The sequence below is a fragment of the Loigolactobacillus iwatensis genome (assembly GCF_003950295.1).
GTDB lineage: Bacteria > Bacillota > Bacilli > Lactobacillales > Lactobacillaceae > Loigolactobacillus > Loigolactobacillus iwatensis.
The window spans coordinates 1-23,626 of sequence record NZ_RHNP01000018.1 but is presented as its reverse complement, the minus strand read 5'-3'; the positions used below and the strand labels follow the sequence as shown (position 1 = coordinate 23,626).

Sequence of the window (23,626 nt, the reverse complement as noted above, 5' to 3'; positions counted from 1 at the left end):
TTATGGTGGATAGCCTACTACTCCGCAACAGAAGAGGAATATTACTAGCTTCGCTTACGATGTCGATCGGACTAAGATGAACCGAAGTCCGAATCGCAGCAAAGAACGCTAATATTCTTTGATGCTACGGACATTGACCATTCTTGTGGCGCAGGCTAGGGAGCACAGTTATAAAGTCCATAACTGTGTTTCCTCGACTAAGCTTGTCTCGGTCACCGCAAGAAACATGGCAGCTAGGCGAAAAGAAACGTACAGCGGATGATCGGCCGAATAATTATTAGACTAAAAACAATTTTTAGAAAATAAAAAATAAAGAGCTTGGCTTGAAGTGCACTCCAGGGTATATACTCAGGGCAGATCAAAAATGGAGGTTTTATTTATGAGTAAAGTAATCGTAATTACAGGTGCTTCAAGCGGTATCGGTCAAGCAACGGCCGAACTATTGGCCCAACAAGGCAATCAATTGGTCTTAGGCGCACGCAGAGAAGCGCGCCTTCAAGATCTCGTTAAAAGAATTAAGGCCGCAAATGGTGACGCAATCTATGCAGTGACCGATGTAACAGATCTAGCAAGCGTCAAAAACCTGGCCCAAACTGCAATTGAACACTACGGTCGGATTGATGTTTGGATGAATAATGCTGGTTTAATGCCTCAATCAAACTTCATTGATGGCCGGGTTGATGACTGGAATCGCATGATTGATGTTAATTTACGTGGCGTTTTAAATGGTATTGATGCCGCATTACCGACAATGCGTAAACAAAAAGCCGGTCATTTTATCAATACGGCCTCAATTGCCGCCCACGCAACCCATCCAGGTGGTGGTGTTTATAGTGCTACTAAGGCTGGTGTTTTAATGATCAGTGATGCACTACGGCAAGAAGAGGTCCAGGCGCAAAGTAATGTTCGTGTAACCGTAGTATCACCTGGCGCAATTAATACAGAGCTGGTCAATAGTATTACTGATCCAAATGTGAAAAAGGGAACGGCACAATTTTACGACCAAGTTGCCATTAATCCTGACCAAATTGCCGCTTCCATTGCGTTCGCAATCAATACTCCTGAAGCCGCAAGTATCAATGAATTAATTATTCGACCAAGTAAACAGCAGGCCTAATTAAGATGATCAATATTAAACGGGCCGGTCAATTAACCAATACTGCGCCGGATACAATTCGCTATTACGAAAAGATTGGTATTATTGCACCAATTAAGCGTGATAAAAATGGTTTTCGCCAATTCTCAGAACGTGATCTTCGCCGAATTAAATTTATGCGGCACATGCGGACGGCCGGCTTAAACATTTCTGCACTACTCGAATACGCAACGTTAATTCAACAAGGCGATCAAACTCGCGCTGCTCGAATAGCGCTTCTAACAGAACAGCGTGATTTATTACAGCAAAAAGTAGCGGTGACCCAATCCGCAATTGAACAATTAGACTACAAAATAGCACACTATGATGATCATATGAGTGATGCCAAGCATCTAATATAAGGAAGTATAAATATGCTATTTATTAACACCAGTAAACGCAAATCTGGAAATACAAATGCCATGGCAAAAATATTATTAAATGATCTTCCCTATGACCAAATTAATATGATTGATTATCAAATTAATCAGGTCGGGCAAACTTTTCCAACTGACCAATTTGGGCAAATCTTAGACCAGATTATCACAAACGATACTTTGATCTGGGGAACGCCAGTGTATTGGCACGATATGAGCGCCACGCTTAAAACTTTAATTGAACGTCTTTCCGCTAGCGATCAGGTCGAAAAATTACGTGGTAAAAAACTCTATCTAATTTTACAAGGCAGTGACCCAACCGATGCCCTTCAACCAGTCACTCACGTTATTCAACGTTTTTGTGATGTATTTGAAATGCAATTTGTTGGTGTCGCGACCTCAGATCAAGAAGCAAGGCAGTTGCATAAACAATTACTAAACGGTAAATAGTACTAATAAAGTAATTTAAAGTTAAATGTAAGAGGTTAAAAACATTGGCAAAAGTGGTTCCCAAACAAGATCACGGCCAACGATTCCTGCATAATAAAATAATGAGCGGCTAGGACTTTTGTCCTAGCCGCTCATTATTTTCGAACATTACTTTAGAACGTACGCCAAAAGTCTGAGTTCACGTGCCAACTACAGCTAATCCCAAAACCGACTTTTTTGTCCTACTTCCGTTGCTTTTTTATTTAAACCGCGCTAACCGTAATCAATGACTTGATGGCCGTTCGCTGATCCATTGCCTCATAGGCAGCCTGAATATGATCAAGATCAAACCGTTGTGTGAAGACCCTGCCTGGATTAATTTTGCCACTCAGCACGGCATCTAGTAATATTTTTTTATCATAAGTGGGTACCGAGGCAACGCCACCGCGTAACCCAATATTACGCCAGAAAAGATCATTGGTATTCATTTCGGCCTTTTGCGGAACACCTACCCGGCCAACAATCGCTCCCGGGCGACCAACTTTAACTGCTGTCGCAACCGATTGTTCTGTTCCAACACATTCAAGGACGGCATCAGCGCCGCCATTTGTTAATTTCATAACCTTTTCAACCGCTTCAGCACCACGTTCGGGGACAATATCGGTTGCACCAAATTCACGGGCAAGTTTTTGCCGATCTTCATGCCGGCTCATTGCAATAATACGTTTAGCGCCACGTAACTTAGCGGCAATCACACCACATAGGCCAACCGCACCATCGCCCATAACAACAACTGTATCGCCCTTTTTAACCTCAGCACTTGCAGCTGCATGATAGCCGGTTGCCATAACATCAGCCAGGGTTAACAATGAGTTTAACATCTCATCAGAATAAGATTTGGGAGCACCAGGAATTTTGACTAAAGCCCAATTAGCGTTAATGAAGCGTAAGTACTCACCTTGGTACCCAGCGTTTCCACCCGCCTCCTGATTCATACAGTCGCCATCAAAGCCTGCTAAACAAGCAGCACAATGACCACAGCCATGCGTAAATGGCGCAATCACAAAATCACCAGTTTTGATATCAGTCACCTCGGCACCAACTTCTTCAACGACCCCAATTGCTTCATGACCGACTAACGAATTCGGATCACGTTTTGAAATTCCACGATACCACCATAAATCGGAACCACAGACACATGCTCTAACGATACGAATAATAGCGTCAGTTGCCTTTTCAATTTTAGGCTTTTCAACTTCTTGAACTGCCATTTTGCCAGGTTCCATAAATACTGCTGCTTTCAAAGAAACATCTCCTAAATTTATTTTTTCACCCAAGTTATTCTAAACCTTGAAGTGCACTTCATAGCAAGTATTTTATTAAATAAGCTTTCCCTGGCGAGCTATTACTCCGTCAATGATTCATATTGTTTGCGCGAAACTCGTTAAGCCAAAATAGACATTACGTTATTTACCTTCTCAACCGAAAGTAAACACGCAATGTCCATTTTTAGTGGTAAGCAACGCCTAATTTAGAAAAATATTTTTCTTGGAATATTTTATAGTTTAAATAATTTTTCGGCCGTTCCGTGGGCAAATTGTTCACGTTCCTGGTCACTGAGGTCAGCTTGGGTGATGAATTGACCAACTTTGTCCTTGCGATTAATGTACGGGTAATCCTCCGAATACATTAAATGATCGGCGCCCATCTCAGTAAGTACTAATTTCAATTGTGGATCAGTAAACATACCAGATGGCGTCACGTAGACGTTACGCTTGTAGTAGTACTCAAATGAGTGCGGTAGATCTAAACCAGAAAAAGGTAAAAACTCACTTAGCCGTTCCATAAACATTGGCACAAATTCGCCCCAATGACCAGAAGCTAATTTAAGATTTGGGTATTTTTCCAGTAAACCGGAAATGATTAAACGTACCATCTGAATACCTTGCTCCATGTGCCAGCCCCAAGCAGCACCGCCCATAAATGTGGCAAGTGCAGGCGAATATGCTTTACTGTCATATAAAATTGCCTTTTGTTCATCCTTAATGACACCAGGATGCAAATACAATGGCACATCTAATTTAGAAGCCATAGCAAAAATTGTTTCAAATTTCGGATCGTCCAAAAACTGACCGTCCACCGTACCACTAATTATTGCGCCCTTTAGACCAAGTGTTTTAACGGCCCTTTCAAGTTCTTTGGCCGCGGCATCCGGCACGTTAACTGGTAAGGCGGCTAAACCGGCTAAACGATCCGAATGTGCCGCCACTGCTTCCGCCAACGTATCATTTTGCGCACGACAGGCATCCACCGTAAGTTCATCAGGTAATACCTGTGGTGAATTACCGGCGTCAGAAATTACTTGCATATCAATACCATACTTGTCCATATATTCAATCCGTTTGTCGAAATTAGTTAAAACGGCGCTTAACTTTTCTTGTTGCGGATTATTATTTTTTACTTTTGAATAGGCGTTAAACTGCTTAATATTGGCTGGTGTATCAAAATGCTCTTCGACTGTAATTATTTTCAAAATATTAGCTCCTCTAATTTATTTACTAAAGACACAAGGACATAACTTAGTGATCGTCTCACTTATCTGGTATCCGACTCATACTGTGCAATGAATTAACAAAATTTTGCCGATCAGAACTATCTTTTTGTGCCGTAACGATCTTAGTTAACGCAACTTCCTCAGCATCAAGAATCTGAAGAATTTGTGGGTAGATTGCTTTTCCTTTTGCGGTCAAAACAAGTTGATAGGCTCGCTTATCCTGCAAATTTTGACGTCGTTCAATCAAACCTTGGCCAATAAGTTGTTTGACTGCCCGCGTGACATTGCTAGGATCAATAAACTCTGTTTCCCCAAGGGCCTTCTGCGTCAGTCCCGGATGATCATGGATCTTCAGAATATAAAAATACTGGCTGGTACTAAGTCCAATTCTGGCCAATTGCCGATCAAGCTGCCGACTAACTTGGCGGCCGGCAATTAGCAGCCATTTATGAATTGAATTTTCACGTGATCCTGACAAAGTTTCACCTCCTTGCAGGTAAAATACATTATGTACCATAATACTTGCGCACGCAACTAATTAGTTGGCTTAAAAATAAATCAACCCAACCATTCAATTTGATCATAAAAACCGATGCTCAGTCGATCTAATTGTCCAACAATCATGGACCAGCATAAGGTAAGGACTTTTTTATATTGATTTTGCGTGCTAAACTTAAACAAATTATTAGGGAGTGTGATGCAGTGTGTGTACAAGTCTAACCTACAAAAATGCCAATGATGATTGGTTTTTAGCGCGAACAATGGATTTCGGATTTGAACTGGGTGGCCGGCCGGTGGCGATTCCCCGCCGGCATCATTTTACAAGTGATGCTTCTGCAGAGGGTTTTACTACTAACTACGGTTTTGTCGGCGCAGGCCGAAATCTAAACGGTTATATTCTCGTGGATGGCGTCAACGAAAAAGGTGTTGGCGCGGCGGCCCTATACTTCAACGAATCTGTTTATGCTGATCAGCCCCAAAATGGTGCAACTAACCTTGCTTCTCACGAAGTCCTTAACTGGATTTTGGGTAATGTAACCAGCATTCTCGATTTAAAGGAGAAATTTAAAAAAATCAACATTATGGCCGTGCCCAATAGTCTCTTAAAAATTGTTGTTCCCCTTCACTGGATCGTTGCCGATAACACCGGGGCTAGCGTTGTCATTGAACAACAAGCGGATGGGGTAAAAATTACCGATAATCCAGTTGGTGTGATGGCCAATTCGCCGGAATTCGATTGGCATTTAAAAAATTTAAACAACTATGTTCAATTAAACCCTGCATTACACAGTGATAAATCATACGGTACGCTCGTTGCCAACGGTTTTGGTGCAGGAACAGGTGCACTTGGATTACCTGGTGATTATACGTCCGTTTCACGTTTTATTCGGACTGCGTTTACCCGACAACATACTGAGGTTGCAAAGGATACAGACTCAGCCATCAATACTTTGACCCACATTTTGAATAACGTTGAAATTCCAAAGGGACTTAAAATCCAAGCAGATGGCGGCTTTGATTATACACAGTACCGCGGTTATATGAATTTGGCGACACCAACATTTTACATGCAACCTTACGCCGACCAAACAATTACGAAGGTTAAATTGACAGAGGCCCTTTTGAACAGTGAAGCGCCTGTAGAATTTGAATTACAAGCACACCAACAATTCAATGAAGTAAACTAGTGTTTAAAAACACTTTAGAGTCTATTTCACCATTGAAAATCATTACTGGCTTTATTGATGCGATCAATTGTACTTAGGTGAACCAAAGTCCAGATAGTGGCCGAAACAATTATTATCCTATTCACGGCTTATTGCTAAATTAATTTTTATTCAAATTGATTGCTTATATCTCAATCTTAATTAACTCCAGTAACCATTAGTCTGCCAAATAACCTAATAATTAATAAAAGGTTCTCCAAGCCAGAAGTGTAACCACACTTTTGTTTGCGAGAACCTTTATTTTAGCGATTACTTAAAATCCATTTTCAATTGCCGTTTGAAAATAGTCTGATTTTCCAGACCTTTTTTATTGATTTTTTGGCCGTTCCGAGATCTCTGGTGCGGCGACATGATTATGCAATAATAGCATAGAACCGATACCGCCAAAAATAACAATTCCAGCTGTAGTTACACACACAGCAACCATCCCATTATCATAAGCCTTGACCACAACACGCTGAAATGCTTGGGCAAATGGTGCTTGACTGACACGATGAGAAAAAGCAATTCCATGACCAGAAAATGGTCCGGCCTTGATCAACGCCTGCTTCAAACCATTCATTGCCGCAACTGGCATGTTGATCCGACCAAGATGGCCATTGAGATAAGTTTCATACTGTGAATTTTGAATTAGGCCTAAACCAACAACCCCAACTGTTGTGCCCAATTGACGGAAGACATTTAAAAGCCCTGAGGCCATCCCCATTTCACTAGGAATAACGCCTTCCATGCCGGTAGTATTCAGTAATGGATTAACCATCCCGTTGGTAAACCCAATCAGAACCATACCGGGCCACAGATCAACAAAGCTGACTCCAGGACTGATTGCCCGAGCAATCAATAAAAAGCCAGCCCCACCAATAAATAAACTGATGACAATCATCCATTTTTTAGAATAACGCGAACTAAGAATACCAACGATTGGACCCAAAATTAATGACCAGCCACTAATCGTTAACTGACGGACACCCGTTTGGATGGCCGAATAGCCAATGTAATTTTGCATCAATGGTGTTAAATAAGCGTTGAAGGCATAGAGACCTGCGCCTAAAACAAAGGCGACAAGGATAATACCAATAAAATGGGGCCGTTTAAACATGCCAACATCAACCATCGGATCAGCGACGTGCAGCTCAACGATCACAAAAACAACCAATAAAACGACACCACTTACTAGCCAACCACTAACTTGGATGCTTGTCCAACTTAAATGGGGCCGTCCTTCTTTAACAATCAGGCCATAAATAATGGCAAATAAACCAGCGGCCGAAAGGAGCATTCCACCTAAATCAATTCGCTGGTTCTTACCATAACTTGGTGTTTCCTTGACAAAAATAATCGTCATGATTACCGCTAAAATACCAAATGGCACATTAACGTAAAAAATCGCCGACCAACCAAAATGCTCGACCAAGTAACCACCAATCAGCGGTCCTGAAGCCGTTGAGATTCCCATAATCGAACCTAAAATACCGAGTGCTAAACCGCGATTGCGCCCACTAAAGTTAGAGGCAACTAACGCCATTGACAGTGACATCATTCCGGCGCCACCAATTGCCTGTATCCCACGGCCAATATCCAGAGCCAACAAACTTGGCGCCATGCCATTCGCGGCCGAAGCGATCACAAACAAAATTAATGAACCAAGAAAAATCTTTTTGCGGCCGTACATATCGCCTAATTTTGACATAATCAACAAGGTTACTGCGTAGACCAAAGTGTAGGCGTTCAACACCCACTGTAGATTAGTAAAAGTTGTTTTAAAACTGCGCACCATTGTTGGCAGGGCCACATTAACAACGGTCACATCAAGTAGACCCATAAAAACACCTAAACTCATTGCTGCCAGTGCAATCCACTGTCTTACTTTACTCTCATTCTGTTGCATTAAGATTCTCCTTTTGTTTTAGATCAGCCTGATATTGCTTGATCCAACCCTGTGTAGTTTTACAAATGGCAATGCTTAAATCCAGCGCCCGCAATCCCGCCTCAAACGAAGCAGCAATTGTGGGTTCTTCATTCGTTAACTGGGCTTGTAAATGTGCCTGAAAATGCCGGTAAACATCTAAATCAGTCTGCGTTGCCGTAGCGTATTCATTCAGAATTGCCCGCTGCGTTGCGATATCCACCCCAGACATTCCCCGAAATTTAAAGCGATAGATCGATTCACGTTTGGCATCCATTGCCACAGGTAGCAACATTAATTCTTGAAAACGCTGTTTACCTAATTCAGTAATCTGCATCATCTTTTTATTTCGAGACTCATCCCGGCTGGCTATCTCTTCAATATAACCTTGTTTTGTAAGGCGATTAAGTAACGGGTACATAACCCCATTAGAAATTACACGTCGCGGCACCAAGCTACTCTCCAGCACTTGGCCAAGCTTGTAACCCGACATTTTATGGGTTCTTAAAATACCCAAAATCAATAATTCATACATGTTTGCCTCCTATATGTCGTAACGACTGATTAAGTATACGTCGGTACGACATATTACGCAAGCTAAATATTTTCAGTAATTTTATTTAAAGTCTTAAACTCCCCTGAAAGCGATAATTTCTTCTTGGTAGTATTGAACAACGCTAAACAGATAAAAATCCCTTTATGGTTAATGGATGAACAACGCTATTTCATCCAGCAACCATAAAGGGACTATTTATTTTCAGCTTTAAACAATTAACTCATCACTGTCTGATCCTACGTAATTGAAATCTAACCCAAAAGCAACAATTCAGGTTGTGCCAAATTGCTTACAACTCAGATGAATTCCTTTTTATAAATGCAAACAGTTCTTGAAGAAGTTTATTATCATTACTTTTATTAATGGCACTAATAATATCTTGATCGCGGCCAACGTTTTCTAAATCACTAATTTTGATGTGATATTTTTCTTCTAACGTGCCATCATTCATTCCTGAATATAAAAAGGCCAATCCCTTCCCCATTGAAACCATGGACAGCCCTTCATCTAGATCCTTGACGTAATAATTTGCCTTTAAGTTAAACCCATTTTTAAGGCCTTGATTAATAACGTAATCCACAATCACTGGCGACTGCTGTCTTTCAAGTAAAATAAACGTTTCCTGCTTTAAATCAGCAAAAACTATATTTTGCCGCTGACTTAGTGGGTGCTGAATTGGTATTGCAATTTGTAAATGATTTTTCATAAAGAGCGACTTCTTAATATTTTTGTTGGTCTTAAAATAAGAAGTTAGTCCAAAAACCAAATCATAGCGCCCATCATCGAGACCGTCTGCTAAATTCAGCGGTATATCCTGATTCATTAAAAATTGAACATTTGAATGCTCAGCTTTAAAACGATCCAACAATTTATACATGTGCCCCAAATTAAAATTTGGTAAATAACCAATTTTTAAAATGACTGCCGTCTGTCCAGAGTTTGTTTGCTGGTCAAACATGTGCGCTAAATGATCAACTCGTTCTAAAACATCTGTTGTTTCAATTAAAAATCTTTCACCTTCACGCGATAATTTTAGTGCGTGGCTCTGGCGAATAAATAATGTGACGCCTAATTCAGTTTCTAATTCCTGAATTCGTCTACTTAACGTTGGTTGCGAGATGAAAAGCTTTTCTGAAGCCTTAGTAAAGCTTTTCTCAGTCGCAACCGCAACAAAATAGTTTAACGTTGATAGCTTCAATAGATAGCTCCATTCCAAAAAAATATGTTTGTAGTAACTTTAGCTTAAAGTTACTACAAACACACTAGTTCGACAATATCTATTATTTATTTAACAATAACGTACTTAAAAAGTAGATTTTTGCGGCCTACTAATTTGCTGGAGTTGTCATTAATGGTAATTGAAGGTATGAAGCATATTCGCCACCAGTATGAAGAATGTGCACACCTTTATTATCAACCTGACCACCTGGTGTTCCAGGCATTACACCACCAAGTTCATCTTTAGAGCTGACAACAACTCTTAACGTTTCACCCGCTTTGTATTCCAAGCCAATAGCACTTAGAACGATGTCTAATGAAACAATTTCGCCTTTTTCAAGTTTTTCTACTCGATCAAACGTGTATGCTGGAATCTCATCGGTTGCGACTTGATCATCCAGGTGCCGCACTGAGGCGCGTAAACGACCCCACGCACCCTTATAACGAAGTGCAGATGCCCCTTCTTGCGTGAAATCTTGGAGGGCGGCACCGTGATTAGGTACGACAAATTCACTTAAAACATTACCAAATTTATCCAGCTTTTGAATCCAAACAAAGACATCCATATCATTATAACCGTCAACTTCCATGAAAAGTTTCGCTTTAGGATAGCCGACAAACTGAGTATCTTTAGCAAAGGTCATTTGGAACGAAGTCCGTCCTGGAAGGCCGCCCGCCACATATTTAATGGGAAAATCTTTTGCTTCAGGCTGATCTTGCAATGTTCGTGCTAAACCATTCATGTAATAACGCGTATTTTTGCTACCGGCCGGTGGAAATGCAGCGGCTGGTATATCAGTTTTATTATGACCTTCAAAATCAATGACCGTGTAACGAACTTTAGGTGTATCTGGCCAGTTATTATCTTTGCCAAGAAGATAATAATCAAAGAAACGACGTAATTCTTCGGTATTAGCTTCATCGTAATAATATGGCCATTCTTGCCGATCATGAATTCGAAGCCATTTTTCCTTTGAACCTAATGTCCGCCACGAACGGAATGTTCCCATTGTGTGCAAAGTATTTGAATAGCTGGCAATAACAAAAGCAGGTACAGTAATTTCACTTGGATGGGCAACTTTATCTTGCCAAATATCAGCTGACGCTAAAGGTTCGGCCTGCAATTCCTTCGTCAAATCTTCACGTTTTGCGCCAGTTGCACTAACATGATTAACCGCCAAACGTTCAATAAAGTTTTCGTCTGGAATACCGCCAATATAGGCCAAATCGCGGTACCCATCAGCAAGTCCTTCAGTAGGATTAATACAAGTTAAATGCGGCGGCTTTGCGGCGGCAATATACCATTGAGAAAAAGCCAGATAAGATGTACCCGTCAATGCAGTTTTGCCATTAGACCATGATTGGGCGGCCAACCATTCAATTAAGTCGTAGCCATCTTCTGCTTCTTGTGAACCGAGCATAGTTGTATTACCTTCACTATGGGCGATACCACGCATGTCAGGATTACAAACAGCGTAGCCTTTCGATACCCAATAGGCAGGATCTGGCGCTTCAAACTTAGTTAAACCTGAATTCCATTTTTCGCCCATCCCAAGCATATTGAAAAGATTGACGTAACGTGGTGCCGTACCAGCGCTCTTACCATAAGGACTCCAAGCAATCAATGTTGGTACCTTTTCGCCAGTCGTTGGTAGATAAATATCTGTATAAATTGTGACGCCATCGCGTAATTTAACCGGGACGTCCTTTAACATTTTAATATCACAAGCCAATGGTTTGAATCCTTTAGCAATTTGTTGACCCTTTTTTAAAATCATTTCTTTTGTTTCAAACGGACTAAGAACACCATGTTCAACGCCATTATCAATGTAATCAAAAGATGGGCTAAATTTCATTTTTTCAGTAATTTTTGCTGTCATTCGTATTACCTCCAATTAAATATGTCTAAGTGATTAACTACTTTGAAGTATATCGGCCAACATTGTAGAAGTACAATCGTTTTTCTGGATACTCATTTTATGAATACCGTGTTATTTATAAAATGAATAGCACGAACTAAAGTTACCCTTATTAAATTCTTTCAATTAAGTCACTAAACCACTAGTTAAAACTGTCATCAGCGCAATAATTATATTGAAAAAGAATATATTTTTATTGATAAACGATAAATTTATGGTAAAATAAAATCAACTTAATTATGAGGTGAACGCTGATGAAACGTGAAACACTTTTTCTTAAATCCGTAATTTATTTAATGGCCTTATTCGTTTTAGGGCTATGTATCGTGGCACTGCCCTTAGTTTCTAGCGCGATTACGGCCCCGCACTGGAACCTTAAATTAATGTATGCTGCCACTTCGATTGGCTTATACGCTAGTGCCGCGGCATTTTATGTTGCCTTATGGCAAGGTTTGTTGCTGCTCAGTTACATTGACAACGACAGTGCCTTTTCCGAGTTGTCGATTCACGCCTTACGTAGAATTAAAGTGAGTGCGGCAGTAATGAGCGGGTTGTATTTTCTCGGCTTACCCATGTCCTACCTCGCCGCGCAAGAGCAAGAGGCCCCTGGAATCATTGTTGTTTGTTGCCTGTTCGCGATTGCCGCCGGTACAATTGCAGTTTTCGCTGCCGTTTTACAAAAACTATTAACTCATGCCATCGCGTTAAAACGCGAAAACGACTTAACGGTCTGAGGTGCGCCTATGGCAATAATTATTAATCTAGACGTCATGCTGGCCAAACGTAAAATGAGCGTTACCGAGTTATCGCAGCACGTCGGCATCACCATGGCCAATCTTTCCATTTTAAAAAACGGCAAGGCCAAAGCAATTCGTTTTTCTACACTAGAGGCGATTTGTGCCGCTTTAGATTGTCAGCCCGGAGACATTCTCGAATATCGCGCACCTAAGTAAAATAATGTCCGGATCGCTATTTTGCTTGGCGCCACTGGGTAAAAATGCTGTTGTTGCAGGTAATGCAATTATTGGCGATAATTTTGCTAAGACACTTAACAGCCGAATTTAAGGCACGATTGCTAAATTATCGAATTTACTAAAAATAACCTCAAAAAGTAAGACATTGAAGCACCTCATAATTATTAGACAAAAGTCTAGTGATTATGAGGTGCTTCATATTTAGTCTAACCTTTTGCGGCTATTATTTTTGTACAATGTATCTCTAAGGGCCGAACTCCCCTAATTATATAAGTAAAAAAGTGAGTAAATTTAAACCACAAATCAGTCTATCAGTTGCCTTAATAAACTGGTTGAGTTTCTCCTTGGGTTGCCGGATCAGCAATCCCAACACTATCATTTTTCAGAAATTCTGGTTCAGTAATTATTCGTAAAACAACATCGGCAACACTTTTCCGTGAACCCGAAACACCAAGGTACCGCTCATTTTTATGGGTGATCTCATACTTAACTTCACGATCATTTAACCAAGGCAAACGCAGTGTTGTGTAATCTAATCCTGATTGTTCCATGATTTGATCGGACTTCAATGCCGACGACAATCCCGCACCAATCGTTTGTTGATTCCACTTGCCAAAAGCACCAGGTACTTCGTCATAAATACCCAGTACGTTAGTGTAGACTAACCGTTTAACACCAGCGGCCTGCATTGCGGCAACAACGTTTTGCGTCTGATGGTTGTCACTAGTGTGATCCACCACTCCAACAAAGACAATGTCTTGGCCCTCAACCGCCTGCTTGAGATCGTCTAAACTATCCAAGCTGCCCTCAACCAATGTAACACGTGAATTGTTGGCCAGATTAGACAACCGAGACTTATTACGTAAGAAAAGCGTCAAGCGAACATCGGCAAACTTATCTTCATTCAAAATTCGTTCTTCAACTAGCCGAGCGATTTGCCCATTGGCTGCAATAATTAAAACATTTTTGGTCATTTTAAATTCCTCCATTTTTAAGAATAATAAAAATAATGATGATAACCATTATTTTCTTTCGTCTCACTACTGATCACCTTAAAAAATCCACTTTTCTCAAGGCCAGTAGTTCTTTTTATTTCGACTACGACTGTAGTGTAAACCATCGTGTGTACTCCATAGCAAGAAAAAATAAGAATTTAGATTAACCGTTCAGTGAATTTACACTCACTGGTGAAATATTTTGATTTAGTTATTGCATTAACGTAGATTGCAAGTTTAGCGGCACATTGATCTTAGCGCGCCTTTAACGAGCCTATACACAGTAAATAGCCTGCAAAATCGCCAAGTCGCTTTCTGTTTTCATTTTCGATTTTGCCTAGGTCAGCAACCCATGTCGTATCCCAACTTTGCATTTCCACGTATCTTTCCAGTGGAGACAAGGTTGCCATAAACGAATTATGCTGCGCCGTGCGTAAAGAATCCTTTGCCACTTTCTCACCTTGTGATAAGAAAAGCCATTCATTCCGAATTTGTATATATTTGCTAGCACTTTCTATTACATCATTCCATAACTCTTTAAAGGTCGAATCATTGATATCAGCGCTCCTCATTATTTCATTGTAAATAGCGACTGCTTCTTCGAAGGATAAACTATCCTGATTTTTCAAATATTCGTCATAGTTAAACATATTTGACCATCCTTTTCCAATTGTTTGTCGGTTAATTCAGAAAGTGTTTAGCTTTGTTGTAATGTATGCATAGAAATCATTTATTTTCCATCAAAATACAACGCTTTTTGCAGTAAGGATATAGAACTCTTTTCCCATTAGACAAATATGAAGTGCCCCCTATTCAACAGCCAAGTCTACTAAGAGTGGGACACTTCATTATTTTTAGTCGGTACACTACAAGAAATTCTCAATCAAAAAATAACCAATAAGTGCAATGATCAGCGCAATACCAATTGAGGCAGTTAAACCCATGAAAAAGCTCAAGATACTGAACGCTATCAAAAGAATCAGCACCGCCATCCCAATGGCATGTGTGACCGATTTCGAACGAACTTTGCGCGTTCCACTCCAAGGATTCAAGCCTTTCGATTTTAATCGGAAGTAATTAAAACCAATCAGTAAAAGAGCAATAACGCTATACCCCACGAAAGCAGAACCCTGTGCGGTGTGGGTGTGCATAGCAGGATTTGATACGTTAGAACTATTCATCCAAGAGTCCATCGAAACAGACAATACCGTCCACCACAGCGCCGTTGCCCATAATAACAGCACAACTCGCTTAAACTTACTGAGTGAGTGGTGAATCCAGCCGTAGCGCTTTTTGGAAACATGAAATAAAATCCACCATAGGATTGCAACTGGCAGTGCAAAAATTAAAATCACTAAACCAACTGCCAGACCTGTCCCACCAGTATCCGTATCCTCCACAAATTCTTCTGTACCATCAGCATGGCGATAAACTTTCCCAGTTGCCATTCTTCGTCCACTCCTCTTTTATTTAAAGTTTACAATCCCCTCACGTACATCCGCGGCGGTAATCATGTTGAGGGCCTCTGGATTTGAGTCCACTGAACCATCAGCCACAATCCTAAGATCGCGGGCCTGGCCGATAAATTGCAAAACGTTCCGGACCCAGCGACCATTACCATCCACCTTTTCGGCCTTCTTTGCTTGGCTAATGAAGGTTCCAAGTTCGTGAAGACCTTCATCATCAAGCCTTTGTTTCTGCTGTTTCAACTGCAAATTAGAAATCTCGATCAACTCTTGTTCACTATAATCAGGAAATTCAATTTTATTGACAAACCGACTGGGTAACCCTGAGTTTGCTTGTAGTAAATGTTCCATTTCGGCAGTATAACCGGCCATGATCACGATTAAATCTGAACGATAGTCGTCCATATCCTTGACTAAAGTAGTGATGGCTTCTTTCTTATACCCATCACTTTCACTAGTTGGGTCTAACTCGTATGCTTCATCAATAAAGAGGACGCCACCTTTAGCCGATAGAATTAATTTGTGTGTTTTTAGTGATGTTTGGCCAAGATATTCCGCCACCATATCTTTTGCGGTGACTTCTTTAAGTTCTGCTTTTTTAATGATCCCATTGTCAGATAGAATTTGTGCCAGGAGCCGTGCCACCTGTGTTTTACCCGTCCCCGCTGCACCGCTAAAAATTAAGTGTAAACTATTCGCAGCAACATTTTGCCCCAGTTCTTTACGTTTCTTGTTGACAATGCTGGTAGCAATATAAGCCTTAACCTTCTTCTTCACATCTTCGAGACCAATCATCTCGTCAAGCTTCTCTTGTGCCGATTTTTGTTTAGGCTTCGGCGTATAATCTTTTTTGTATCTAAAATTACTGCTTTTCCATGTAATTTTTGATTCTTCGCTCTTAAAACGCCACTGATTAACATCTTTATAGTTTATAAAATTAACGTTACCGTTCCAAATTTGATTTAACCAGTTGTTTGCTATCCGCCAGTCACCACTTATGTTGACAATAGTCCCCGCATCTTTTGGATTAATTATAAACAACTGGGCAACTTTACCGTATCTGTCTAGCAATTTTTGATCTGCTTCAGAACTAAAGACATTCTTTAGCGTCGTATTGCCAAATATCTTTAACCCATAGATCTGCTTATCAGTGATAGCTTGTTCAGGATCAAGTCCCAGATCCATCGTGAAATTAGCGATAGTAATCTGCCGACCATAAGTAAATAAGCTAACGTCTAGGGCATTCAACGTCTGAATCTTGCCATAAATTGCCGCGTTTATATTTACGGCATAAAGATTAGCAACATTTATTTCAGTTGCCGACCATTTACTATTTTCTCGAAATCCGAGATTGAATCTAGGAAGATCCGAATGTCCCAAGTACAGAGTAGAACCTTCTATTTGTTTTGTATTCAACGTGCAATAATCAATCTTTGCGTTATCTACCATTAACTTATGTAGCGGCGACTTCATAAATAACGACTCATAAACATTATCGCCCGAGTGATGTAGTAATGTACAGTCTTGCAAGGACAACTCTATACCTGTTTCTCTAACCGAAATACCATTTGCCTTTTCACCAATGTCAAAATTACAATTCACAATTTGGCAATGATTATGTAAATTAATTCCTACTGTTTCATCCTCAACATGGAACGTGTGCCCCTGACCATCAAGCGTAATGGCCGCATTAATCGTGACGGAATCGATAATATCTGAATTCAGTACCACGGTATCGCCGTTTTGCAGTTTATTCTCTATCGCCATAAAGGCGGCTTCCTTAGGCTTATTACCTAACAGTCTACCAATCTTATATTGCATGTTGTCCCCCACATATAGTGACTATTCTTTTATACCTAAAAATGATAATTTACTGAGTAAATTTAGGCCATATTTACCGCAACAGTTCAGACTTAATAAGTCGGAGCACATAATCGCGACAATAACTTTGGACTATATTTCCCTAATCTTTTCATTAAATTTTAAGCACTTCACTAATTTTAATATAAGTATTCACTATCAACAAGTCAATTATTATTTACATTAAAGCTGTGCTTCTGCAATTCATTCGGTATACTTTATCAACCGGTATAAAGACCTAAATCATAGTTGAAAGACAGTAATCAGTTGAACAAAAAACGGAACTCAATTACTTATCTATTCACTCCTGCTAATTGCCATACAAAAACACCCGTCAAAATCTGGCCGCACATATGCGTGTAGTCCAAATCTTGACGAGTATTTTTGTTATAAAAACCTCATATTTTAGCTAATTCATATTTTTATTATATTCTAAAATGCCACTGAATCAATATTTCATAAGATATTGTACTCAATTTTTTAGAACATTAGCAATCTAAGTCAATTTTTCAAATTTATCACCGAAAACAACCACACTACAGATCTAATCTCATTCCGCTACAGCCGCCAATTGTTTCAAAATTATGCTAGCAACCTCTTCCGGCCGATCCAACCACGGCATGTGACCTGCTCCTTTGATTTCTTCCAACCTACCATGGGGGGACGCTTGGGCAATCTTTTCTCCCAGTTCAGGTTTCTCAAAAGTATCATTACTGCCCCACAACAAGGTCATAGGAACTTGCAATGTTGCGAGCTGTTCAGCAGTAATTCCATTATGTTTCTTTGGATCGTTCATTGCCTGCAGCAAACTAATAGTGGACAAGCCAAAATTTGGCAACTGATCAAAAGCAAAAGTTGCTTCAGCGAATGAATGCGGCAGTTTAGCCACAGCATCCGGATCAGTTCCCATCAACTTCTGGTTGCGCAATGCGTGATCAGCATCTTTCGGCACTACAAGTTTATCCGCCAATTTTGATACACCAGGTAGTGCCATCGCCTTCAAGAATCCTGGTGTTTTGTCCATTAGTATGCGGCCTGGATTACCGGTTGTGATCACTTGCGTAATCCGCTCCGGGTGGGCCAACGCATACCAAGTACTCCAATGGGCCCCCATCGAGTGAGCAAGCAGTGGGACCCGATCCAATTTTAGTTGATCCAATACACTAGTGAATAGATTGATGGCAAAATCGTGGACTTCCACTTGATTGTGATCCATACCATCACTTAGGCCGCCACCTGGACGTGCCATTACGTAAAATTTATAACCAGGTAGTTTAGAAAACAGTGGAATCCACGGGTATGGGTCACCAGTATTTCCTGGAACCACTAAAACTGGAGTGCCTTCCCCAATAATTAGGATTCGTACTTGAAGGCCTTGATACGTCAGCCAGCGATTTTCACCCTTCAGCCCGTAATCGCTGAGCAGTTTTGTTTCCGCCGCCTCGGCCTGCTTAAAGACATTGCTTTCGTGATCCAATATTGGTTGCGTCATGTTAATGACCTCCATCCATTTATTTTAGAAAACCTTTCTGTATACACCAGCTATTATACAATAAAATGAGGTCTTAAAAATAGTGAACGGCCCCAATCCTTTGCCATCAATCGGTCAGATTGGCTCTACTTCAGAAGCCTAACACTGATAAAACAATTTATAAATTATTCTTTCTGCTTATCTACGTCATTGTGAACCCATTTCAGTATTAAAACACCACACAAAATGCTACCAACCATTAGCCCAGATGTAAAACTAGTTAATCCCTGCCGCCAAATGGCAATGCCGTTAACAATAACCACCACTATTATCACACCAATGGTCAAACGATTCCATTCTCGTTTGGTAGTCGCTTTCCTTGTAACTTTCGGTACCTATTAGTGGTGCCTTTAAACCATATCCCAAACGGTATAGTATAATAACGCTATTAGTTAAAGGGAGTGAGCGTTATTTACATAGTGGGAACTGGAACCTTCGTCAACACAGGCGCAATTGTCGGTGGCGGTATTATTGGGTACATCTTTCAACGGTTACTCAATGAAAAGCTGAAAACGGCAATTATGCAGGCTATTGGCCGTTGCCGTAATTTTTATTGGTTTTGCAGGTGCGCTGGCCCAAATTTTGGTGATTCACGGAACTAAAATTAGTACAACCGGAACAATTATGGCCACCATCTCACTAGTACTAGGGACTTTAATTGGCGAGTTAATCGACATTGACAGTCAATTCGTCAAATTTGGTAAATGGTTACGGCGGCACGTTGGTTCTGCTAATGATTCTAAATTTGTGGACGGCTTTGTCAGTGCCTCATTAACCGTTTGCGTGGGGGCAATGGCCGTCATCGGCCCATTGCAAGATGCACTGCAGCATGATCCAACCATGCTTTTTACAAAGGCAATTTTAGATGCCGTGATTGTGGCCATCTATGCGTCAGCTTTTGGCCTTGGCGCTATTTTCAGTGCGTTACCTGTTTTTATTTTTCAGATGGTAATCACATTATTAGCAGTATTAATCAATCAATTTCTATCAACTGCCATGACTAACGGGATTTCGTTAGTTGGTTCAATGATGATTTTTTGTATTGGGGTGAACCTGCTTTTTGATATGAAAATTCGGGTGGCCAATATGTTGCCGGCGCTGATTGTGGTTGTGCTGTATGTGGCATACGTTTGATTAAAGCAATTACATATAACTTCATGGCTCAATAAAAATCAGGCCAAACATTTGATTTCAATCGGATACAAAGTAACTAACTTACTGTAACAAAAATGGCCTTTACAACTAAAATAAACTGAGCCTCGATAATTTGAAGTACCCAAAATTGTCGGGACTTAGTTTATAAATATAGGAATCGACCTCTTCAAATATTTTTAGAATAAATTAGTCAGAGAAATATTGATTGACGTATTTATCAATCAAAACTTAGTGTTTAGTTACGCAAAATTCAATGAAAGAATAGACTGTATGACAATTTTTCAATTGAAACTAATAAAAAGCGGCCAACGTTACTTATTTGAGCACCCCCAAAAAGTAAAATAATTTAATATTTTGATTGACTTTACCGAAAGAATTATTATACTTAAAATATAGTTAGCCGGCTAATTAAATTTTAAGGAGCATTATTAATATTGGATTTCACATTTAATGACAAACCAAACCAGCATCGAATTCAACAAACATTAGAGCAATTTACGGATGAGAACACGGCCAATGCCCAGATGGTTGGTTTATTTCTCGAACTGCAATGGACTTACCGAACCATGCAGCAACAGTACAACCAACTGCTTGGTCAGTTTCACTTATCTGAATCGCAATTTATCATTTTAATGTTTTTAGAGAAGGCCCCTAATCACGCCCATCTCCCTTCCGAGTTGGCAGATCGATTAGGTAGTTCACGAGCAACAATCACTAAACTTGTCAACCACATGCAAAAGGATGGTTTAGTCGCCAAGCAGCATTCAAAAGTTGATAAACGAAGCGTAACCATTCAAATGACCGCTAAGGGAGCACAAATTTTGAAGGCCTTCTTACCTAAAAACTTTGACGCGGTAAATACGATTATGGCTAATTTGTCTGCTAGTGAAATTCAACAACTATTTTCACTTTTTCAAAAAATAAAACTTGGAACTCAAAATTTAAAACAAGAAATGGAGTCCGCGCACGATGAATAACAAAAAAATCGAATTACTAAAAACCTACCTTAGTCTTTACATTGACCATCATCAGGTACTTAACAGTTTAGAGAAACCAGATTCCCCCTACGTCATTTTAGACGTTCGAAATGCACCTGCTCAAGTAAAGCAAGATCAGATTAAGGGCGCCCTTGCAATGCCGGCGAAGGATTTAACCGAACATTTGGGTGAACTTGATAAGAATAAGCAATACGTCGTTTACGACTGGACTGGCGGAACAACACTCGGAAAAACGGCCCTGTTAATCCTGCTTTCAAACGGATTTGAAGCATATGAGTTAGCTGGTGCCCTTGAAGGCTGGAAGGGTATGAATTTACCAATTGAAAAGCTTTAAGAAAAAAAGGCTGGGACAAAAGTCCCAGCCTTTTTCCCTTTTCGAGTATTACTCTAGAACGTGCACTAAAAGTCTAAGTTCACGCGCCTAACGGGAGTGCCCAGGTTCCGAGCATCATTACTAAGGTTATCGATCGGACTAAAATAAATCGAAGCCCAAATCACAATCTAGATTAACGAAGTATCTGTGAGGCAGACGATTTGGTGGTTGTTAAAGTATTTAATCAGCATAGTTAATAACATCAAACCAACTGAAGAGAATGATGGAGAAATATTAACTAAACACTTTATTTACCGTAATATATTCACAGTTATCAATTAAAAGTGGCGGGCATATTTTAGCTATAACCGATTTAATAAGTCATCCATTGGTTCAATCCCACTATACAGGTCAAACGAACGATTTAATGCCCTAACATCATCAATGGATAAAACTACCATATTTGCGACATCGGCTCGTGAAATAATCTCATTATTTCCCGTCTTACTTAACGAAGCTTTCCCGGTTTTCGGGCCATCAGATAAGATTGGTGGCCGTACTACGGTATAAGTTAACCCACTATTTTTGAGTTCTTTTTCCGCGTAATATTTAGCAATATAATATTCAGGAATATCATAAATGTTCCAGGTTGCCCGATCCGCCGCTCCAGCAGCAGAGACCATCAAGTAGCGTTTGATCCCAACTTCTTTTGCGGCGTCCATGAGCTTAACGGCCCCATCTAAATCCAACCACTCAGCCTGTTCCGGATGGGATTGACTGGCCCCTGCAGCAAAAATAATCACATCAACATCGCCTAACTTACTAGCAATCTGGCTCACATCTTCTTTAATCAAATCAAATTTACGAAGATTCACATTTAATTGAGATACCGCTAACTTACTTTTTCCGCTGTGATTACCAATTATAACTTTTCTTTTTTTGTTTACTAACTGTTCTACAATTTGAAATCCAGTTTTACCCGTTCCACCCATTACTAAAACCGCCATAACTATCCTCCTATTTTTGTAAAAAATGTTGGAGCCTCAATCTCGGCATCAATCACGTTCAATGCATCCGTTAATTTTTCAATATCGGCCGAAATTCTATCTTTTTGTTGTAACAACAACTTCTGTCTTTTAATGCGAGCACTTTTATCTTGATCTGAAATACAAACGTATCGTGCCAACGTTCTTAGCGTTAAACCACTGGCATGCAACTTCTTTAATCTTTTCAACCACACCACATCTTCTTCGCTAAATTCTCGTTGCCGCTGTTGATTACGTTGCACTGAACACAACAACCCCAAATCATCATAATAACGAATGGTGGAAATTGGTGTATCAGTTAATTTGGCAATTCTGGATATTCGCATAATAAAAGTCCTCCTCGACTAAACATTCTACTACCTCAAGTATACTTGAGCGCAAGGATCTTTTTACATTCACCGGCCAGTCGCCAAAATTGGCTCATTCAGATGGTAAAGAATATACGCCTAACCAATATTTTTATTTACTGTATTTTGACAGGCTTTGATGCCCAAGGGTAACAGTCTTTTAGGTATAATTTAGGGCGTACTATAGTTAATAAAATAAGGTTGGGTAGGGATTATTTAGTGGAAAAGGCTGTGTCAAAATCAACATGACCTTTCCAGACGATAGCGTTAGCACTTGTGAATATTGTCAAGGCTGTAAATATGATCCTAAGGTTTTAAAATATACTTTGGGCCAAAAAATATTTTGGATATGAATGTGGATCAGGCTTTTAATCTCTTTAGGTCCAATTCAACTATTGCAGGTCCACTCCTAACCTTACAACAAATCGGCCTCAATTATTTGACCTTGGACCAGACCACAAGCTCACTCTCTGGAGGTGAATTGCAAAGATTGAAATTATCTTTAAATCTCAATCTCAGAAATAAATCGATTATTCTTAATGAACACACCACAGGCTTAAGCAATTCAGACGTGAATGGACTTTTATCCGCCGTCGACAATATATTAACTAGGCAAAATACCCTGATCGTCATTGAACATAACTTGTAATTTATAAAACAGACCGATTGGATGGCCGATTTTAGCCCAGAATCCGGTAGAAATAGCGGTAAAATTATTTTTTCGAGAATACCTTCTGACTCTGTAAATAGCATTCACTCTATTACTGGTCCATTTTTATAGACTCATTTAAGGCACACGCAAAATAGAAAAGGTAATGGCCATTTAATTTTTCAGTGACCATTACCCTTTTTAATGAAATAAAACCAGCCTCAAAGTTATAGACGGTACAAAACGGGCAAATTAAAATGTACCGTCTAATGTACCGGATAATAACCAATTTCAATCATTTTATATCATTTTTACTTAAACAAAAAACAGCTCTGCAATAACCTTTTAACGGGTTACTACAGGGCTGAACTTGTTTAAAATCTTATTTTTTTATGGCTCTATACTTTTTCCTGTTGATAGTTTACAAAGTGGTAAACTATTAACAGGATTTTTTGGGCCCTTGAATTTACA

At 39.9% G+C, this 23,626-nt stretch carries 24 protein-coding genes; 10 read left to right on the top strand and 14 right to left on the bottom strand.

Going from position 1 to position 23,626, the window contains the following annotated elements; genetic code table 11:
* Window positions 1–379: 379 nt before the first annotated feature.
* Genes EKM98_RS06145 through EKM98_RS06135 form a run of 3 tightly spaced genes read left to right on the top strand, consistent with a single transcriptional unit; the run spans window position 380 to window position 1,962 of the window.
* On the top strand, window positions 380–1,117 hold the full coding sequence (locus EKM98_RS06145; RefSeq protein WP_125981308.1) for an SDR family oxidoreductase: 738 nt from the start codon (window positions 380–382) through the stop codon (window positions 1,115–1,117).
* Between the two features lie 5 nt (window positions 1,118–1,122).
* Window positions 1,123–1,497: a MerR family transcriptional regulator gene (locus tag EKM98_RS06140; RefSeq protein ID WP_225418533.1), complete on the top strand. Its 375-nt coding sequence runs from the start codon at window positions 1,123–1,125 to the stop codon at window positions 1,495–1,497.
* A 12-nt stretch (window positions 1,498–1,509) separates the two neighbouring features.
* On the top strand, window positions 1,510–1,962 hold the full coding sequence (locus EKM98_RS06135; protein ID WP_125981306.1) for a flavodoxin family protein: 453 nt from the start codon (window positions 1,510–1,512) through the stop codon (window positions 1,960–1,962).
* Between the two features lie 242 nt (window positions 1,963–2,204).
* Here EKM98_RS06135 and EKM98_RS06130 read toward each other — a convergent pair whose 3' ends face one another.
* The 3 genes from EKM98_RS06130 to EKM98_RS06120 all read right to left on the bottom strand — a co-directional run bounded on the left by EKM98_RS06130 (window position 2,205) and on the right by EKM98_RS06120 (window position 4,973).
* Window positions 2,205–3,245 carry a zinc-dependent alcohol dehydrogenase family protein gene (locus EKM98_RS06130; protein WP_125981304.1) on the bottom strand — a complete coding sequence of 347 codons (1,041 nt, stop codon included), beginning with the start codon at window positions 3,243–3,245 and terminating at the stop codon, window positions 2,205–2,207.
* A gap of 254 nt (window positions 3,246–3,499) precedes the next feature.
* Complete coding sequence (locus EKM98_RS06125) at window positions 3,500–4,474, bottom strand: amidohydrolase family protein (protein ID WP_125981302.1); 975 nt, start codon at window positions 4,472–4,474, stop codon at window positions 3,500–3,502.
* Between the two features lie 58 nt (window positions 4,475–4,532).
* A complete protein-coding gene (locus tag EKM98_RS06120; protein WP_164512663.1) occupies window positions 4,533–4,973 on the bottom strand; it encodes a MarR family winged helix-turn-helix transcriptional regulator in 441 nt (146 codons plus the stop codon).
* A 226-nt stretch (window positions 4,974–5,199) separates the two neighbouring features.
* Between EKM98_RS06120 and EKM98_RS06115 the strand changes: the two genes are divergently transcribed.
* Window positions 5,200–6,183: a choloylglycine hydrolase family protein gene (locus EKM98_RS06115; protein WP_125981299.1), complete on the top strand. Its 984-nt coding sequence runs from the start codon at window positions 5,200–5,202 to the stop codon at window positions 6,181–6,183.
* A gap of 346 nt (window positions 6,184–6,529) precedes the next feature.
* Here EKM98_RS06115 and EKM98_RS06110 read toward each other — a convergent pair whose 3' ends face one another.
* The 4 genes from EKM98_RS06110 to EKM98_RS06095 all read right to left on the bottom strand — a co-directional run bounded on the left by EKM98_RS06110 (window position 6,530) and on the right by EKM98_RS06095 (window position 11,782).
* Window positions 6,530–8,110: an MFS transporter gene (locus EKM98_RS06110; protein WP_125981297.1), complete on the bottom strand. Its 1,581-nt coding sequence runs from the start codon at window positions 8,108–8,110 to the stop codon at window positions 6,530–6,532.
* Window positions 8,097–8,663, bottom strand: a complete 567-nt coding sequence (locus EKM98_RS06105) for a PadR family transcriptional regulator (protein ID WP_125981295.1) — start codon at window positions 8,661–8,663, stop codon at window positions 8,097–8,099. The genes EKM98_RS06110 and EKM98_RS06105 overlap by 14 nt, the downstream gene beginning before the upstream one ends.
* 310 nt (window positions 8,664–8,973) lie before the next feature.
* On the bottom strand, window positions 8,974–9,882 hold the full coding sequence (locus EKM98_RS06100) for a LysR family transcriptional regulator (protein ID WP_125981294.1): 909 nt from the start codon (window positions 9,880–9,882) through the stop codon (window positions 8,974–8,976).
* Between the two features lie 130 nt (window positions 9,883–10,012).
* Window positions 10,013–11,782 carry a CocE/NonD family hydrolase gene (locus EKM98_RS06095; RefSeq protein ID WP_125981292.1) on the bottom strand — a complete coding sequence of 590 codons (1,770 nt, stop codon included), beginning with the start codon at window positions 11,780–11,782 and terminating at the stop codon, window positions 10,013–10,015.
* Window positions 11,783–12,075: 293 nt separating this feature from the next.
* On the opposite strand from EKM98_RS06095, the gene EKM98_RS06090 reads away from it, so the two are divergent.
* Both EKM98_RS06090 and EKM98_RS06085 read left to right on the top strand, forming a co-directional pair.
* The gene (locus EKM98_RS06090; protein WP_125981289.1) at window positions 12,076–12,555 is read left to right on the top strand and encodes a DUF2975 domain-containing protein; all 480 of its coding nucleotides are present in this window, start codon (window positions 12,076–12,078) and stop codon (window positions 12,553–12,555) included.
* Between the two features lie 9 nt (window positions 12,556–12,564).
* On the top strand, window positions 12,565–12,774 hold the full coding sequence (locus EKM98_RS06085) for a helix-turn-helix domain-containing protein (RefSeq protein WP_125981287.1): 210 nt from the start codon (window positions 12,565–12,567) through the stop codon (window positions 12,772–12,774).
* A gap of 341 nt (window positions 12,775–13,115) precedes the next feature.
* Here EKM98_RS06085 and EKM98_RS06080 read toward each other — a convergent pair whose 3' ends face one another.
* The 5 genes from EKM98_RS06080 to EKM98_RS06060 form a co-directional block, all read right to left on the bottom strand.
* Window positions 13,116–13,769, bottom strand: coding sequence for an SDR family oxidoreductase (locus EKM98_RS06080; RefSeq protein WP_125981285.1), 654 nt, complete (start codon window positions 13,767–13,769; stop codon window positions 13,116–13,118).
* Window positions 13,770–14,044: 275 nt separating this feature from the next.
* Entirely contained in the window at window positions 14,045–14,440 is a 396-nt protein-coding gene (locus EKM98_RS06075) for a hypothetical protein (RefSeq protein WP_125981284.1), read from the bottom strand.
* 216 nt (window positions 14,441–14,656) lie between these two features.
* Complete coding sequence (locus EKM98_RS06070; protein WP_125981282.1) at window positions 14,657–15,238, bottom strand: hypothetical protein; 582 nt, start codon at window positions 15,236–15,238, stop codon at window positions 14,657–14,659.
* 18 nt (window positions 15,239–15,256) lie between these two features.
* Window positions 15,257–17,077 carry an AAA family ATPase gene (locus EKM98_RS06065; RefSeq protein ID WP_125981281.1) on the bottom strand — a complete coding sequence of 607 codons (1,821 nt, stop codon included), beginning with the start codon at window positions 17,075–17,077 and terminating at the stop codon, window positions 15,257–15,259.
* 589 nt (window positions 17,078–17,666) lie between these two features.
* Window positions 17,667–18,608, bottom strand: a complete 942-nt coding sequence (locus EKM98_RS06060) for an alpha/beta fold hydrolase (protein ID WP_125981279.1) — start codon at window positions 18,606–18,608, stop codon at window positions 17,667–17,669.
* 440 nt (window positions 18,609–19,048) lie between these two features.
* Between EKM98_RS06060 and EKM98_RS12290 the strand changes: the two genes are divergently transcribed.
* The 4 genes from EKM98_RS12290 to EKM98_RS06045 all read left to right on the top strand — a co-directional run bounded on the left by EKM98_RS12290 (window position 19,049) and on the right by EKM98_RS06045 (window position 21,134).
* Window positions 19,049–19,249, top strand: a complete 201-nt coding sequence (locus tag EKM98_RS12290) for a DUF554 family protein (RefSeq protein WP_404802941.1) — start codon at window positions 19,049–19,051, stop codon at window positions 19,247–19,249.
* Window positions 19,179–19,781, top strand: a complete 603-nt coding sequence (locus EKM98_RS06055) for a DUF554 domain-containing protein (RefSeq protein WP_263853842.1) — start codon at window positions 19,179–19,181, stop codon at window positions 19,779–19,781. The genes EKM98_RS12290 and EKM98_RS06055 overlap by 71 nt, the downstream gene beginning before the upstream one ends.
* Before the next feature lie 455 nt (window positions 19,782–20,236).
* On the top strand, window positions 20,237–20,779 hold the full coding sequence (locus tag EKM98_RS06050) for a MarR family winged helix-turn-helix transcriptional regulator (RefSeq protein WP_225418532.1): 543 nt from the start codon (window positions 20,237–20,239) through the stop codon (window positions 20,777–20,779).
* Window positions 20,772–21,134, top strand: coding sequence for a rhodanese-like domain-containing protein (locus EKM98_RS06045; RefSeq protein ID WP_125981276.1), 363 nt, complete (start codon window positions 20,772–20,774; stop codon window positions 21,132–21,134). The genes EKM98_RS06050 and EKM98_RS06045 overlap by 8 nt, the downstream gene beginning before the upstream one ends.
* 341 nt (window positions 21,135–21,475) lie before the next feature.
* On the opposite strand, the gene EKM98_RS06040 is transcribed toward EKM98_RS06045, so the two are convergent.
* Together EKM98_RS06040 and EKM98_RS06035 are read right to left on the bottom strand one after the other, a co-directional pair.
* A complete protein-coding gene (locus tag EKM98_RS06040; RefSeq protein ID WP_125981274.1) occupies window positions 21,476–22,120 on the bottom strand; it encodes an NAD(P)H-binding protein in 645 nt (214 codons plus the stop codon).
* 2 nt (window positions 22,121–22,122) lie between these two features.
* Window positions 22,123–22,485: a MerR family transcriptional regulator gene (locus EKM98_RS06035; protein WP_164512662.1), complete on the bottom strand. Its 363-nt coding sequence runs from the start codon at window positions 22,483–22,485 to the stop codon at window positions 22,123–22,125.
* Between the last annotated feature and the right edge of the window lie 1,141 nt (window positions 22,486–23,626).

What these genes read in the sequence shown, in the direction of transcription:
- EKM98_RS06140 (WP_225418533.1), top strand. Translation starts at nt 1,123, where the DNA reads ATGATCAATATTAAACGGGCCGGTCAATTAACCAATACTGCGCCGGAT.
- EKM98_RS06145 (WP_125981308.1), top strand. Translation starts at nt 380, where the DNA reads ATGAGTAAAGTAATCGTAATTACAGGTGCTTCAAGCGGTATCGGTCAA.
- EKM98_RS06080 (WP_125981285.1), bottom strand. Translation starts at nt 13,769, where the DNA reads ATGACCAAAAATGTTTTAATTATTGCAGCCAATGGGCAAATCGCTCGG.
- EKM98_RS06095 (WP_125981292.1), bottom strand. Translation starts at nt 11,782, where the DNA reads ATGACAGCAAAAATTACTGAAAAAATGAAATTTAGCCCATCTTTTGAT.
- EKM98_RS06035 (WP_164512662.1), bottom strand. Translation starts at nt 22,485, where the DNA reads ATGCGAATATCCAGAATTGCCAAATTAACTGATACACCAATTTCCACC.
- EKM98_RS06040 (WP_125981274.1), bottom strand. Translation starts at nt 22,120, where the DNA reads ATGGCGGTTTTAGTAATGGGTGGAACGGGTAAAACTGGATTTCAAATT.
- EKM98_RS06065 (WP_125981281.1), bottom strand. Translation starts at nt 17,077, where the DNA reads ATGCAATATAAGATTGGTAGACTGTTAGGTAATAAGCCTAAGGAAGCC.
- EKM98_RS06090 (WP_125981289.1), top strand. Translation starts at nt 12,076, where the DNA reads ATGAAACGTGAAACACTTTTTCTTAAATCCGTAATTTATTTAATGGCC.
- EKM98_RS06060 (WP_125981279.1), bottom strand. Translation starts at nt 18,608, where the DNA reads ATGACGCAACCAATATTGGATCACGAAAGCAATGTCTTTAAGCAGGCC.
- EKM98_RS06135 (WP_125981306.1), top strand. Translation starts at nt 1,510, where the DNA reads ATGCTATTTATTAACACCAGTAAACGCAAATCTGGAAATACAAATGCC.
- EKM98_RS06045 (WP_125981276.1), top strand. Translation starts at nt 20,772, where the DNA reads ATGAATAACAAAAAAATCGAATTACTAAAAACCTACCTTAGTCTTTAC.
- EKM98_RS06075 (WP_125981284.1), bottom strand. Translation starts at nt 14,440, where the DNA reads ATGTTTAACTATGACGAATATTTGAAAAATCAGGATAGTTTATCCTTC.
- EKM98_RS06070 (WP_125981282.1), bottom strand. Translation starts at nt 15,238, where the DNA reads ATGGCAACTGGGAAAGTTTATCGCCATGCTGATGGTACAGAAGAATTT.
- EKM98_RS06105 (WP_125981295.1), bottom strand. Translation starts at nt 8,663, where the DNA reads ATGTATGAATTATTGATTTTGGGTATTTTAAGAACCCATAAAATGTCG.
- EKM98_RS06085 (WP_125981287.1), top strand. Translation starts at nt 12,565, where the DNA reads ATGGCAATAATTATTAATCTAGACGTCATGCTGGCCAAACGTAAAATG.
- EKM98_RS06110 (WP_125981297.1), bottom strand. Translation starts at nt 8,110, where the DNA reads ATGCAACAGAATGAGAGTAAAGTAAGACAGTGGATTGCACTGGCAGCA.